The organism is Myxococcus sp. CA051A, assembly GCF_013336705.1.
GTDB classification, from domain to species: domain Bacteria; phylum Myxococcota; class Myxococcia; order Myxococcales; family Myxococcaceae; genus Myxococcus; species Myxococcus llanfairpwllgwyngyllgogerychwyrndrobwllllantysiliogogogochensis.
This window is the reverse complement of sequence record NZ_JABUMS010000002.1, coordinates 557370-571374: the sequence shown is the minus strand read 5'-3', so window position 1 is coordinate 571374 and position 14005 is coordinate 557370. Positions and strand designations below refer to the sequence as shown.

General features: G+C 69.3%; 13 protein-coding genes. 4 read left to right on the top strand and 9 right to left on the bottom strand.

Annotated elements, in window-relative coordinates; genetic code table 11:
* Positions 1 to 22 precede the first annotated feature (22 nt).
* Together HUA74_RS07765 and HUA74_RS07760 are read right to left on the bottom strand one after the other, a co-directional pair.
* Positions 23 to 682 (bottom strand): LON peptidase substrate-binding domain-containing protein, encoded by a 660-nt coding sequence (locus tag HUA74_RS07765; protein WP_141642161.1) that lies wholly within the window; start codon positions 680 to 682, stop codon positions 23 to 25.
* Positions 683 to 825: 143 nt separating this feature from the next.
* Entirely contained in the window at positions 826 to 1467 is a 642-nt protein-coding gene (locus HUA74_RS07760) for a TetR/AcrR family transcriptional regulator (protein ID WP_174454010.1), read from the bottom strand.
* Between the two features lie 75 nt (positions 1468 to 1542).
* On the opposite strand from HUA74_RS07760, the gene HUA74_RS07755 reads away from it, so the two are divergent.
* Positions 1543 to 2829: a serine hydrolase gene (locus HUA74_RS07755; protein ID WP_174454009.1), complete on the top strand. Its 1287-nt coding sequence runs from the start codon at positions 1543 to 1545 to the stop codon at positions 2827 to 2829.
* Between the two features lie 19 nt (positions 2830 to 2848).
* Here the strand turns inward: HUA74_RS07755 and HUA74_RS07750 are convergent, their stop codons facing one another.
* Positions 2849 to 3814 (bottom strand): AraC family transcriptional regulator, encoded by a 966-nt coding sequence (locus HUA74_RS07750; protein WP_141642164.1) that lies wholly within the window; start codon positions 3812 to 3814, stop codon positions 2849 to 2851.
* Between the two features lie 98 nt (positions 3815 to 3912).
* Between HUA74_RS07750 and HUA74_RS07745 the strand changes: the two genes are divergently transcribed.
* Both HUA74_RS07745 and HUA74_RS07740 read left to right on the top strand, forming a co-directional pair.
* Positions 3913 to 4896 (top strand): NADPH:quinone oxidoreductase family protein, encoded by a 984-nt coding sequence (locus HUA74_RS07745; RefSeq protein WP_141642165.1) that lies wholly within the window; start codon positions 3913 to 3915, stop codon positions 4894 to 4896.
* 129 nt (positions 4897 to 5025) lie between these two features.
* Complete coding sequence (locus tag HUA74_RS07740; RefSeq protein WP_174454008.1) at positions 5026 to 7323, top strand: discoidin domain-containing protein; 2298 nt, start codon at positions 5026 to 5028, stop codon at positions 7321 to 7323.
* A gap of 25 nt (positions 7324 to 7348) precedes the next feature.
* On the opposite strand, the gene HUA74_RS07735 is transcribed toward HUA74_RS07740, so the two are convergent.
* Positions 7349 to 9757: an MASE1 domain-containing protein gene (locus tag HUA74_RS07735; protein WP_174454358.1), complete on the bottom strand. Its 2409-nt coding sequence runs from the start codon at positions 9755 to 9757 to the stop codon at positions 7349 to 7351.
* Between the two features lie 263 nt (positions 9758 to 10020).
* Here HUA74_RS07735 and HUA74_RS07730 point away from each other — a divergent pair, with 263 nt between their 5' ends.
* Positions 10021 to 10242: a hypothetical protein gene (locus HUA74_RS07730; protein ID WP_141642167.1), complete on the top strand. Its 222-nt coding sequence runs from the start codon at positions 10021 to 10023 to the stop codon at positions 10240 to 10242.
* Between the two features lie 64 nt (positions 10243 to 10306).
* Here the strand turns inward: HUA74_RS07730 and HUA74_RS07725 are convergent, their stop codons facing one another.
* The 5 genes from HUA74_RS07725 to HUA74_RS07705 form a co-directional block, all read right to left on the bottom strand.
* Positions 10307 to 11344, bottom strand: a complete 1038-nt coding sequence (locus HUA74_RS07725) for a hypothetical protein (RefSeq protein WP_254624962.1) — start codon at positions 11342 to 11344, stop codon at positions 10307 to 10309.
* A gap of 2 nt (positions 11345 to 11346) precedes the next feature.
* The gene (locus HUA74_RS07720; RefSeq protein WP_141642168.1) at positions 11347 to 11766 is read right to left on the bottom strand and encodes a hypothetical protein; all 420 of its coding nucleotides are present in this window, start codon (positions 11764 to 11766) and stop codon (positions 11347 to 11349) included.
* 144 nt (positions 11767 to 11910) lie between these two features.
* Positions 11911 to 12519, bottom strand: coding sequence for a putative glycolipid-binding domain-containing protein (locus HUA74_RS07715; protein ID WP_174454007.1), 609 nt, complete (start codon positions 12517 to 12519; stop codon positions 11911 to 11913).
* A gap of 160 nt (positions 12520 to 12679) precedes the next feature.
* On the bottom strand, positions 12680 to 13339 hold the full coding sequence (locus HUA74_RS07710) for an HAD family hydrolase (protein ID WP_141642170.1): 660 nt from the start codon (positions 13337 to 13339) through the stop codon (positions 12680 to 12682).
* 84 nt (positions 13340 to 13423) lie between these two features.
* Positions 13424 to 14002 (bottom strand): biopolymer transporter ExbD, encoded by a 579-nt coding sequence (locus HUA74_RS07705; protein ID WP_141642171.1) that lies wholly within the window; start codon positions 14000 to 14002, stop codon positions 13424 to 13426.
* Positions 14003 to 14005 lie beyond the last annotated feature (3 nt).

Sequence of the window (14005 nt, the reverse complement as noted above, 5' to 3'; positions counted from 1 at the left end):
AGCCCCGGGGCGCACGGGTGGGTCAGTTCAACGGGCCCAGGGGCCGCACGGGCTGGAGCCGGGCGATGAGCTCGCCCACGTCCTCCAGCACCGCCTCCAGCCTGCGCTTCACGTCCAGCTCCGCGAGGAGCTGTTGGCGCCGCTCGGCCTCCGGGCTGATGGCGGAGGCCACCACGTCCGCGAGCTTGCCGCCCGCCGCACGGGCCGTCACGGGCAGCAGGTTCTCCGCGAACGTCGGCGGCACGCGCCCGGCCAGCTCGAAGACGGCCTGACGCAGCCGCTCCTCCTCCGGCCCCTGATACGGCAGGTCCGGCAGCGACAGCGCCTGCACCTCTCGGTACGCCTTGTCCGTGGTCAGCTCGGTGACCATGCGGATGCGGCTGACACCTTGGAGGAGGATGTTGTAGCGCCCCTCCTCCACCTCCTCGTCCCAGACGATGACGCCGGCGCACATGATGGACTGCATCGGTGGCCGGCCCTCGTACTTGCCCTCCCAGCCGTCCTCCAACTGGGCCAGCGCCACCACGCGGTCCGTCGCGAGCGCGTCCTTCACCATGGCCCGGTAGCGCGGCTCGAAGATGTGAAGGGGGATGACGGTATGGGGGAAGAGCACCGCCGACGGCAGCGGGAAGACCTTCAGCGCACTGGCGGCGGCGCGCTCGACGCGTTCTTGGGCGGTCATGTCGGGCATCCTTACCCGTGTTGATAAGCCTCTCGGGCGCCCGTCGCACCGCAAACCCGCGTCCCACCGCGGCCCGCACCGGAGGGGCCGGGCACAACCCACTGGATTCGCAGGGACTTTCCGTCGGGACGCCCCTTCGACGACTACCGTGCGCGCGGGCGGCCAGCCCCTCCATTCCAGGCCCGCATCGCCACCTCCACCAGGCCGAGCAGCTCCGCCTCGCTCGCGCCGTCCTGCGCCTGGATGGACATGCCCTGGACCACGGCGCCGAAATACCGCGCCAGGGCCCCCGCGTCCGTCTCCGGGGGCAGCTCCCCGGCGGCGATTCCCCGGGCAATGCGCTCGCGAACCAACTTCACCGCGTTCAAGCGGAGGCCCGCGACGAGGTCGGCGACGGGCTGGTGGGCCTCCGCGCACCGGAGGACACCCGTCGAAATCATGCACCCGGGCGGCTGCTTGCGGCGGGTGAAGGCCCGGGCCGACTCCCGGAGCACCCGCTCGATGGCGCCCCGCGCGGTCGGCTCCTCGGTGAGCGCCAGCCACGTGTGGGCCCCGGGGCCCTGCTGGTAGCGCTCCAGCACGCGCCGGTACAGGCCCTCCTTGGAGCCGAAGGCCGCGTAGAGGCTGGGCGCGGTGATGCCCATGGCGCCAGTGAGGTCCGCCACCGACGCGCCCTCGTAACCCAGCCGCCAGAACACCTCCACGGCCAGGTCCAGGGCCTTCGTCTCATCGAACTCGCGGGGCCTTCCGCGCGGCCGGGGCCGAGGGGCGATGTCGCTTTTCATAACGCTCACTATTGAAATCAGGAAATGGGCTTCCTATTTATAAAACACTCGCTACATAAATAGGAGTTCCGCCCGATGCATTCCGCCATCGCCACCTTCCTGGTGGCCGCAGGTCTTGGTGTCTCTCCCGCAACGTCCGTGAAGCCGGAGCCGCGCGCCGTCGAGGCGAGCGCCCGACCGAGCGCTGTCGTCGTGAGTCCTGAATCGAGCGCCCTCGCGGCGAGCCTGGACCCGGTCATCGACAAGGCGCTCGCGGACCAGCGCATCGTCGGGGCCGTCGTCATCGTCGCGAAGGACGGAGAGGTCATCTACCGGCGCGCCGCGGGCTTCGAGGACCGCGAGGCGAAGAAGCCCCTGCGAGAGGACGCGGTGTTCCGACTGGCGTCCATGACGAAGCCGCTCGTCTCCGTCGCGGCGCTCGCCCTCATCGACCAGGGCAAGCTGTCCCTGGAGGACCCCGTCACGAAGTGGCTGCCCACGTTCCGCCCCAGGCTTCCGGATGGACGTGAGCCCGTCATCACCGTGCGGCACCTGCTGACGCACACGGCGGGACTGACCTACGGCTTCAACCAGCCAGCACAGGGGGCCTATCAAAAGGCCCAGGTCTCCGACGGGCTCGACAATCCTCCCGGGCTCACGCTGGAGGAGAACCTGCGTCGCCTCGCCACCGCCCCGCTGGCCTCGGAGCCTGGGGAGAAGTGGGCCTACTCGTTGGCCACGGACGTCCTGGGCGCCGTCGTCGCGAGCGCGGGAGGCGCGCCGCTGCCCCAGGTCGTCTCACGGCTCGTCACGCAGCCACTCGGCTTGAAGGACACGGGCTTCCGCGTCAGTGACGTCTCGCGGCTCGCGACGCCGTACGCGGACGGAAAGCCTGTCCCCGTGCGCATGGGCAAGACCTTCGACATCCCCTTTGGCGCGGGCGTGGTCCACTACACCCCGAGCCGGGCCCTGGACGCGCGTGCCTTCCCTTCCGGGGGCGCGGGCATGGTGGGGACGGCGAGCGACTACGTGAAGTTCCTGGAGGCCCTGCGCAAGGGCGGGGCGCCGGTGTTGAAGCAGACCACCGTCGAGCAACTGGGCTCCGTCCACGTGGGCCCGGAGTCGCAACCGCAGGGACCGGGTTGGGGCTGGGGACTCGCCTCGGCGGTGCTCATCGACCCGTCCCCGACCCACAGCCCCCAGTCGGCGGGGACGTGGCAGTGGGGTGGTGCGTACGGACACAACTGGTTCGTGGACCCGCAGCGGGGACTCACGGTGGTGGCGCTGACCAACACCGCGCTGGAGGGCATGTCGGGCGGGTTCCCCGGCGCCGTTCGTGATGCGGTGTACGCAGCCGACAAGGCTCCCTCGAAGAAGCCCTGAGTTGGGGACGGACGCTCCTTCAGGCCTGTCGGCGAAACGCGCCCGGTGTCATGCCCACCCAGCGCCGGAACGCCTTGCCGAAGGAGCTCTCCGTCTCGTAGCCCACGGCACGAGCCACCTCCGCCATCGCGACGTCCCGGCCGCGCATCAGCACCATGGCCCGGTGCATTCGCCACCGGCCGATGTACGCCAGCGGCGCTTCACCCACGAGCGACTTGAAGCGCTCCGCGAACACCGAGCGCGACATGCCAGCGAGCCGGGCGAGCCCCTCCAGCGTCCACGGGGCCTCGGGATTCTCGTGGACGCGCTGGAGCACCGCGCCGATGCGCGGGTCGACGAGCGCTCGCAGCCAGCCGCCCTCCCCAGAGGACGACTCCAGGTGCGCTCGCAAGGCCTGCACGAAGAGGACATCCGCGAGTCGGCTCACCACCGTCTCATGTCCAGGCTGCCTGGCCTCGATTTCGGAGGCCACGAAGCGCAGCGTCGACTCCAGCCACCTCGGGGACTTGGGGTCATCCGCCCGGACGTGGAGCAGCGTCGGCAGGTGCCTTACCAGCGGGCTGAGTGTCTCGCCCTCGAAGGTGAAGGAGCCCACCACCAGCGTCACCGCCTCGCCGCCCCCGCCGTAGTGCAACAGGCCTCCGCAGCGAATGGGCGTTCGCGTCGCATAGACCTCCGCGATGGGAAGCACGCGCGTGCCACGGCGGTCCTTCAAGGTGAACTTCACGTTGGCGGGGACGAAGACGAAGTCTCCGCCCGCGAGTGACAGCTCCCGCTCGTCCGTGGACAGCAGGCAGCTGCCGCGCATCACCGCGTAGAAGAGCGGGAGCGGAGAGCCGTCGATGCGCATGCCCCACGGGGCCGTCAGCTCGTAGCGCGCGTGCACACGGCTGCGCAGGTGCACGCCCTGGAGCACGTCCGCGAGGACATCGAGCCCGGGCTTTTCGCCGGACGGTTGGACGAGAGAAACGGACTTCTGGCGCATGTTCGTCCTTTCACCCAGGACTATAGGTCCACTCACGCGGCGGGCGAGGAAGCACGAGCCTCCCTACCCCACGGCCTGCCGTCCAGGAGACAGACCTCATGAGAGCCATTCGCCTGCACAAGTTCGGCGGACCCGAGGAGTTGCGCCTCGACGACGTGCCCACCCCCACCCCAGGAGAGGGCGAGGTGCGCATCCGCGTGCACGCCGCGGGACTCAACTTCACCGACATGGGCCAGCGGGAGGGCCGCATGCCCGGTACGCCGCCGCTGCCCTTCGTCCCGGGCCTGGAGGCCGCTGGAGTCGTGGATGCCGTGGGACCTGGCGTCCAGGGCCTCACGAAAGGAACGCGCGTCGTCGCCGTCCTCCCCAATCAAGGGGCCTTCGCGGGATACGCCATCGCGCCGACGGCGACCGTGCTCGCCCTTCCCGACGCGGTCTCCTTCGAGCAGGCGGTCTGCCTGCCCGCGCAGGCCCCCACCGCGCTGCTCGGACTGAGGGAGGGTGCGCGGCTGCGTGAGGGCGAGTCCGTCTACATCCCGTCGGCCGCGGGAGGAGTGGGGACGTTCCTCGTGCAGTTCGCGAAGCGGATGGGAGCGGCACGCATCATCGGTGGCGTGAGCCAGGACGCCAAGCGGGACGTCGTCCTGCGTCTGGGAGCGGACGCGGTCGTGGACACGTCCCAGCCGGACTGGCCCGCCCGGGTCCGCGAGGCCACGGGTGGACTCGGCGCGGACATCGTCTTCGTGGCGGGCGGCGGAGAGCTTCCCGGCAGGAGCCTTCAGGCCCTCGCCTTCCGGGGACGGCTGGTGCTGTTCGGCGCGGAGAGCATGTTCGACACGCAGTGGAGCCGGGAACAGATGACCGGAATGCTGGCCCAGAACCAGGCCATCATCGGCTTCGCCACCTTCACCCTTCCCTTCGAACTGAGGCAGGCGGCGCTCCGTGAAGCGCTCTCGCTCGTCGAGCGAGGTCAGCTCCAGGCGGTCATCGGACAGACCTTCCCGCTCGAAGCAGTCGCCCAGGCACATCGGGCGATGGCGGAGCGGAGCACCACCGGCAAGGTCGTCATCCGCATCGACTGAGCGTCCAGGCCCGCACCAGGGCCCGACTCAATACGGTATCACAGAAACTAGAACATCGCGACTGCCAGTGTACCTCGCACTCACTCCTAGATTAAACAGGATTTGTATTCCTGTCTGGGAGGTCTCACCTTGAACAAGAAGTTCATCATGTGGGGGAGCTGTATCGGCGCCCTGGTGCTGTCGGCTTGCGGCGAAGCACCGGGTGCGGCCGAGGTGTCCTCGAGGGCCTCGGCGCTGGACGATGGGCTCGTCAATGTCACCTTGAACAAGCCCACGACGGCGTCCCATACCCAGTTGGACCCTCAGCATTTCCTTCCACAGTACGCGGTGGATGGAAACATCACGTCGGACGACTCGCGATGGTGCACGGGTGAGTACATCTACGCGCCGCGATATCTCGACATCGACCTGCAGGGGACGTTCGACCTGCACCGCGCGGAGGTCTACACGGGCTACCAGAGCACGAAGCCCATCGCGAACTTCGACCTGCTCTACCATGACGGGACGTCCTGGCAGCCCATCCCTGGCGCGGCCAGGACGGGCAACACCAGCGTGGCGGTCTCCACGACGTTCACCCAGGTGGTGCGCGGTCAGAAGGTCCGCTTCCTCTGCAACGAGCCCGGCACCTCGAACTGCCGCGTGAAGGAGGTCTGGGTCTTCGGTGCGCCCGCCACCCCTGGCGCCAATCAAGCGCCCGTGGCCAACGCGGGCGCGGACCGGAGCCTGGTGCTTCCCACGTCCAGCCTCACGCTCACCGGAACCGGTACGGATGCGGATGGCACCATCGCTTCCTACGCGTGGACCCAGGTCAGCGGCACCACCGCGACCCTGAGCGGCGCGAGCACCGCCACGCTGGCCGTCAGTGGGCTTTCGGCGGGGACGTTCGTCTTCCGCCTCACTGTCACGGACGACGACGGAGCGACCCACTCCGACGACGTGACTGTGACTGTCACCAACGCCCCGCCAAACCAGGCGCCCGTGGCCAACGCGGGCGCGGACCGCACCGTGGTGCTGCCCAACGCGGGCATCACCCTCACGGGCTCGGGCACGGACTCGGATGGCAACATCGCGTCCTATTCGTGGACCCAGGTGAGCGGCCCCACGGCCTCACTGAGTGGCGCGAACACCCCATCACTCTCCGTCAGCGGGCTCGCCGTCGGCACGCTGGTCTTCCGCCTCACCGTCACCGATGACGATGGCGCGACTCACGCGGACACCGCGACGGTGACCGTCACGAACGCCAGCACCCTCACCAACGTGGCGCGACTCAAGCCGGCTGTCGCCATGCACACCAGCGGCTCGAACGTCGCGGCGCGCGCCACCGATGACAACCTCTCCACCCGCTGGGAGTCCGTCTACGCCAACAAGCCAGGCACCTATCTCGACGTCGACCTCCAGGGTGCCTACGAAATCCACAGCGCGGAGGTGCATCTGTCCTTCTCCACGGACTCCTCCGCCGCGATGACCAACTTCGACCTCCAGGCATGGGACGGTGGCTGCTGGAAGACCATTCCCGGCTCCTCCGTGCGGAACAATCCGGGGGCCACCACCCTCAAGAACGTGACCTTCACCGCACCCGTCATCGCCAGCAAGGTTCGCCTGCTCTGCCTGGACAGCGATGGGGACGAAAACGAGCCCTGCCTCGTGCGGGAACTGAAGGTCATGGGCAAGCCCGCCACCACGTCTACGGGCCCCCTGTCATGCACCGCCGGAGAGCAGATCGCCGTGCGCGACTCGCGCTACTCGTACGCGCTGTTCCTCCCCGCTGGCTACAACGCGGACCGGAACGCTCGCTGGCCCCTCATCATCTCGCTGCCTGGGACCGGCGGCGTGATGCTCGCGAATGACCACCTGTCGGTCTCCAGCAACGCGGAGGGCCTCGCCTGGAGTCTGAACTCCAGCACCTACCGCGCGGGCTTCGGTGCCATCGCCGCGTCCCTCCACTACTGGAAGGAAGGCCCCATCGGCAACGAGAAGGCCTACTTCACCGTGAGCACGCTCATGGCGATACTCGAGGACCTGAAGCGGGACTACCTGGTGGACACGGACCGCGTGTACTTCACCGGCTTCAGCGGCGGCGCCAACGTCCTCTACGACTCCGCCGGCCTTCCCGTCTACATGTCGAAGGTCGCCGCCTTCGTCCCCATCGCCGTCACGAGCACGCCCACGAACGTCGCCAACATCTGCAACCTGCGCACCCTGCCCACCTGGCCCTTCCATGGGGGCTCGGACTCCCAGGGTGGAGCGGACAAGTCGACGGGCCTGAAGACGATGCTGGAGACGCAGTGCGGAGGCACCACCAGCGCGATGCTCAGCCCCACCGTCTATCCCGGCGTGGGCCACTCGAACACGCTGTGGCAGAACGCCTACGCGACGCCCGCCCTCTGGACCTGGCTCTTCCAGCAGCGCATCAGCAACCGGCAGTAACCGCTTCCGCCGGGTGGCGCCGCCCTCAGTGGCGTGCGCCGCCCGCGCGGGCGACCACGGGCCCGTCGTCCTCGTCTTGAGCGGCGAGCGTGTCCAGCGCCGCATCCACCGAGGCCATCAGCACCTCCGGCCGCACGGGCTTCTCCAGCACGAGGTTCGGCACCGTCTCGATGAAGTCCCGCGTCTCCGCCGTGTACGCCCCGCCGGAGATGAACACCATCCGCCGAGTCAGCTCCGGCGCCACCACGCCCAGCCGTCGGTAGAGCGTGGCGCCATCGACCTCCGGCATCTGCAAGTCACACAGGATGACGTCGTAGCGATGCCCCGCCGACACCAGCGCCAGGGCCTCGCTGCCTCGCGTCGTCATCACGACGTCGTGGTAGGGCTCGAGCAACAGCCGCATCGACTGCGCCAGCCGGGGCTCGTCATCCACCACCAGCACGCGCCCACGTCGGCCCGTGGAGGGCACCGCGGGCTTTCCACGCGCCACGGGCCGGGGTGGCACCTCCATCTGCACCGGCGCCGCGGGCAGCAGCACGGTGAAAACGGAGCCCTTGCCCTCCTCGCTGCGCACCTCCAGCTCGCCGCCATGCGTGCGGACAATCTGCTGACAGATGGCCAGGCCCAACCCGGTGCCTTCCCCGGTGGGTTTGGTGGTGAAGAAGGGCTCGAAGATGCGCGCCATCACCTGCGCGGAGATGCCCATGCCCGTGTCCACCACGTCCACGCGGGCCCGGCCCGATGCGTCCGTGCTGGTGCGCACGCGTACCTCGTGCAGCGTCGGATTGCCCTCGGGCACCGCCTGCATCGCGTTGACGAGCAGGTTGAGCAGCACCTGCCCCAGCCGCGCCTCGCTGCCCAGCACCTTCGGCACCGGGCCGAACTCCTCCACCAGCCGCGCGCGGTGGCGCAGCGCATGGCTGATGATTCGCACCGCCGGAGGCACCAGCGCGTTGAGGTCCACCAGCGTCCGGTCCTGGTCTCCCTGACGGCTGAACACCTGCAGGTCGCGGACGATGAGGCGGATGCGCTCGGCGCCCTCCAGCGCGCCGCGCACGCTCGACTGCGCGTCCCGCTGCCCCAGCATCCCGCCTTCCGACAGCGCGCGCGTGGCGGCTTCCAGGTTCAAAACCAGGTAGGCCAGCGGGTTGTTGATTTCGTGCCCCACTCCGGCCGCGAGCGTCCCCACCGCGGCGACACGCTCGGCCGCCACCAGTCGCGCCTGGAGTTCCTTGGTGGCGGTGATGTCCCGGTGGGTCGCCACGAAGTGCGACACGTCTCCGCCCGTGGCGCGCACCGGCGACAGCAGCACCTCCGTCGAGACGAGGCGGCCATCCTTGCGCGGCACCGTCACCTCCACGCAGAGCGACTCGCCCGCCAGCAGCGCCGCGTTCAGGCGCTGACACAGCCGGGGGTCCTGGTCCCCATACATCTTGCACGGGTCCTGCTCCACCAGTTCTTCCGGAGGCCGGCCCAGCAGCAGGCTCAGCGCCTCGTTGGCGAACACGGTCCGCAGCCTGCCGGGGCCCTCCACCTCCGCGATGAAGACCCCCTCGTGTACACCCCTCACGGTGGTGGCGAGCAGTTGGAGCTTCTCCACCGCGCGCCGTCGCTCCTCGCTCGCCGCCGCCAGCAACTGCCCCGTCACCGCGTTGACGACGACGAAGAGCTGGAGCACGAGCAGGTCCTGCGCCACGTTGCCCGAGGAGAACGGCCCCTGCCCTCGCACCGTGCCGAAGATGGCGACCGTGGAGATGGCCAGGGTCGCCGCCGCCGCGCCCCGAGGCCCGAAGCGCAACGCCGCCATCGCCGACATCGGGAAGAGCAGGAAGCTGGCCGCGTGCGCGAAGCCGGGCTGCGCGTTCCGGAAGAGGAAGACGCTCGCGCCCAGCACGGTGGTCAGCCCCGCCAGCGCCACCGCCTCGCCCAGCCGGTGCGGCCAGGTGGGGCGGCTCAGCAACAAGAGCGGCGGCGCCACGACGAGCACGCCCATCAAGTCCCCCACCCACCACACCCAGACCGCGCGGCCCAACAGCTCCCACGGCAGCGCGCCACCCAACAGCAGGCACAGCGGCCCCACCAGCGAGCTCACACCGGTACAGACCGCACCCGCGCCCACGCAGAGCACGACGACGTCACGGATGCGTGACAGGTCCGAGCCCATGCGCAGACGCCGCGTCAGCGCCGCCCCCAGCACGGTGGCCAGCGTGTTCCCCGCCGCCACCCCCAGGGCCACCGACAGCGGCACCCCCGTGGACGCGGTCGCCAGGAACGCGCCGATGAAGATGCCGGGCCACAGCAGGGGACCGCGCAGAATCAGCGCCGCCAGCGCCACCCCCGTGGGCGGCCAGACAGGGCTGACATTTCCTCCCACGGTGGACAGGGACAGGCCGAGCCGGGCGACGGCGAGATAAACGCCCGCCAGGACAAGCATCTCCAAGAGATGCCGTCCGCGAAGCGCGCGTGCGCTGGCTCGAATCAGCCCGATGATGATGACCGTCCCCCCGGTAGACCCGTCCGCCGACCCGGCGGGTTCACAAAGTGGAGTGCATGGTAGCGGGCCAGGCCCGGTATTGCACCTTCCCCCCGTCGCGCAGGGCAGGCAAGCGTCCAGGAGCCGATAGGTCGGAAGCTCCGGCGGATGCAATCACTTCGGCGGGGGTGCGTAGGGAAGAACAAGGAGGAGGTACCTAGACGATGTCGCGACCCGGAATCGCAGCCCTGCTGTCCTTTCTGATCCCCGGTGTGGGGCAGATCTACAACGGCGACATTCTGCGCGGTGTCTTCTGGCTCATCGTCACCCCGGGCTTCTGGATTGGCACCGGAGGGTGCCTGGGCTGGGTGTGCCACATCATTTCCGCCGCCACCGCGCACAACCGGGCGGAGGACAAAGAGAAATACCGCGTGACCATCGTCTAGCGACGAGGCTCGCGGGGCGCGGGGCGGCTCACAGGGGTGGTCGGCCCGCGCTTTTTTCTTCCGCTCAGCGAGAGAACAGCAGGATGAACGTGGGTATCGCGGCGACCAGCACCCCCGCGATGAGCGCGAGCACCTGCTGCACGAAGAACACGTCCTCCAGCGTCTCCACCAGCGCGCCCTCCAGCCGGTCCACGGCGAGCGTCTCCAGTCCTCGCACCGCCGTCGCGGTGTCGGGCGCGGTGAGCACCGTGCGCAGGGCGACGGCGCCCAGGACACGGTAGGACTGCTCCATGAGGAAGCGCTCCAGGCGCTCCGTGCGGGAGGGCGGCCCGGTGCGCTCCTCGGGAAGCTCGCGCAGTTGCTCGGCCACGGAGTGCTCGATGGATTGGATCAGCTCCTTGCGACCGAGCGGCCCCGTGCTTCGCAAACGCCGGGCGACATGGAGCGCCGCGGGCTTGAGCACCGCGTAGGCGTACCCCATCCACCCTCGCTCCTGTGCCTCCTGGGCGAGCCGCGAGCCGACCCCGTTGAGCATCAGGGCGTACCCGCCCGCCAGGGCCAGCGCGAACGGCGTGAGCCCCAGGCTGAGGGCTTCCAGCCAGCCAGGTGTCGGCGGCATGCCGAGCCAGCGCGGCGCCAGGACGAAGGTCCCCGCCAGGGCGAGCCCGAAGGCGCCGAAGAGGAAGAAGCCCTTCACCGCGCCCCACAGGCCCGAGCCCAGCAACGCGGGCACCACGCCCACGAGCATCCGCAGTCCCGCGCGCGCCACGTCCTTCATGACGCGGCGCTGGTTCGTGGGACGGGCCTCGGTCATTGGGTCCGGCTCGGACGACGTCGACACCGCCATGACGCGGCGCTGGTTCGTGGGAGGGGCCTCGGTCATTGGGTCCGGCTCGGACGACGTCGACACCGCGTCCAGCGGCTCGGCCGTGGTGCTCACCGCCAGCATCGAATCACTGGACGGAAGCGCCGTGTCGAGCTGTCCGAAGGGACTCCGCTCCATCGACACCGCATTCACGGCGGCCTCTTCCGCGCCTGGCACTCCCGACGGTGCGGACTGCATCGTCGGAGCCTGAGAGCCCGTGTTCGTTTTCGCGGACACGCTCACGCCACACGCTCTCTCGGCGACGTGTCCGCGCTCAGCTCCGCCAGGGCCCACCGGTCCACGTCCTCCGGCGACGGAGCCGGTGGCAGTGGCACCTTCACGTCCCGCCGCCTGCGCCACCACAGCAGGAGCGCCGCGCCTCCCAGGAGAACCGCGCCCAGCATGAGCCGGGGCAACAGCCACGCCATCGTCCCGGGCCGTGGGGACTCACGCTCCGCCCACCAGGCATTCCAGCTCCCCGAGGCCGCGAGCACGGCGGGAAACAGGGCTGCTGTCACCAGCTCCTTCTGCCCGGGGCCCGGAACGAGCGCCATCAGCCCGAGCCACACCGCGGCGATCCACAGCAGCATCCGGCCGAGGCGGAACTTCGACAAACTCAGCAGGACATTCGCACCGGGCGGAGGGCCCTGGGTGTTCAAGTGATGCACCTCACGGCCCCATCGTAAGGGCCGGGGGCGACGGGTGAAAGCCACGGCCCGTGCACACGGCTCGGGGCCCGGGACGCACCGATTCCGATGCACTCTTCCGTCCAGCCGTCGACGCAGGGCTAGAACCCAGGCGCCTCAACGCGACGTGACGGCGACGCGCTCCCATGCGGGCGGGTAGCGCGTCACCAGGCCCAGCTCATCCGTCTCCAGCTCGGCGACGAAGCTGCCGCCCCGGCTCTCGTACCGGAAGCGCGTGGGCGACAGCCGCGTGTAGCGCTGCGGCAGCGGCAACAGCGCCAGGTCCGGCATGCGCACCCATGCGGCTGTCACGTCGCTCGACTGCCCCACTTCCAACGACAGCCGACGGATGGGCAACGTGTTCGTCGAGGGCGTGAAACCCAGGTCCACGTCCGTGCAGCCCCGAAACTGGGGGACCTCCTCGTCGCCGCGCCACCAGCGTCGCTGCTCGTCCGCACGGAGAACGAGCGACTGTGACGTGCCGCCCCGGCGCAGCAGGATGCGCGCCTCCCGGGTCAGCCATCGTGAGTCGCACGCGACGGAGTACTCCGCGAGGAAGGGCGCCGCCTCCTCCGCGACCACCACAGAGCCCGCAAGCTCCCAGCCACCGTCGAGTTCACGCAGCTCGCAGTACTCGCTCCCGGGCTGGTCCTGGCGCGTCCATTGCCACGCGCGAAGACACCGCCGCTTCGAGTCCAAGTTCGCATCGCCCAGGGGAAAGGTCATGAGGAGTGCTCGCGGAAGAAGAGCGTCGGCGCCTCGCCGAAGTCGAGTGGACCCTAGGCATCGACGGCCGGGTCGTCTTGCTCATTCTTGCGCTCATTGTTCGCGAGCACACCCCGCCCGTGCTGGTCGTGTCCCCGCCGCCCGAGACACACAGCCCCGCTCAGACGCTCGCCGAGCGAAGCGCCGTGAGCAGCTCCTGGGCCGTCGTGGCCACCGCGCGCGCACCGTGCGCATGCAGCTCCTCCGCGTCCCGGAAGCCCCACGTCACGCCCACGCCGTACATGCCCGCCGCGCGCGCAGTGTCCATGTCCACGGCCGTGTCGCCCACGAAGCCGCACACGCCAGGGGCCAGCTCCAGCTCCGCCGCCATCCCCAGCACCGCCGTCGGGTCCGGCTTGCGAGGCACGCCCGGCCGCTCGCCGTACACCCGCGCGAAGGCCACACCCGGCAACAGCCGCTCCACCAGTCGCTTCACGAAGCTGTCCGACTTGTTGCTCAGCACGCCCATCACCACGCCCTCTTCCGCGAGCGTCGCCAGCAGCGCGGGGATGCCGGGGTAGGACGCCGTCCTATCGAAGAGGTGCTCGTCGTAGTACGCGCGATACGTCTCCAGCACCGGCGCGGCCAGGTCCTCGCGGCCCGCGGGCACCGCCCTGCGCGCCAGCTCCCTGACTCCCTCACCGACGAAGCGGCGATAGGCGGACTCTGGATGCGTGGGCAGGCCGTGGTGCGCCAGCGCGTGGTTCATCGCGTCGGCGATGTCCCCCAGCGAATCCACCAAGGTCCCATCGAGGTCGAAGAAGACGGCACGAAGCTGCATGAGATGAGGTCTCCGGAAAAAACAAAAACGCCCCGGCCGAAAGGGCCAGGGCGTTCAGGGCTTCGAGGCCCGTTCAGCAATCGCTCAGGGCGTGACGGCCGCGGTGGTGGCGTCGTCCGGTCCGGCGACGGTCATCACCGCGAAGTTGATGTTGTTGTAGCCGGCCGTGGCGCAGCTGAACATCACCCGCTTGATGATGGCGTACTCCACATCCTTGTGCGCCTGGATGTTGATGTCGCCCTTGAACGTGTTGGCGTCGTCGTTCGCCATCGCGTGCAGGTCCTCGAACTGCTTCTTCATGTCCCGCAGCTTCTCTTCCAGCGCGGGGATGTTGAGGTACTCGTCCTTGGAGAAGTCCTCCACGCGACCGACGATGGTGCCGGACACGCTCACCTGCTCGCCGGACACCATGACGACCGGGTGCATCTCCACTTCCTGGACGTGGACCGCCTCGGGAAGCTGGATGTCCTTGGTCATCATCAGCACCTCACCCGTCGCGGAGAAGTTCGCGATGAGGAAGAGCACGATGATGACGAACATGTCGACCAGCGGGGTGATGAGCAGGTCGGCGTAGCCGTTGCGCTTCCCGTGGACGCCGTGCCCGAACACCTTGGAGTGCTGGAGGCGCTTGCCAAACCGCTTGCCTGGAACCTTGATGGCCATGAC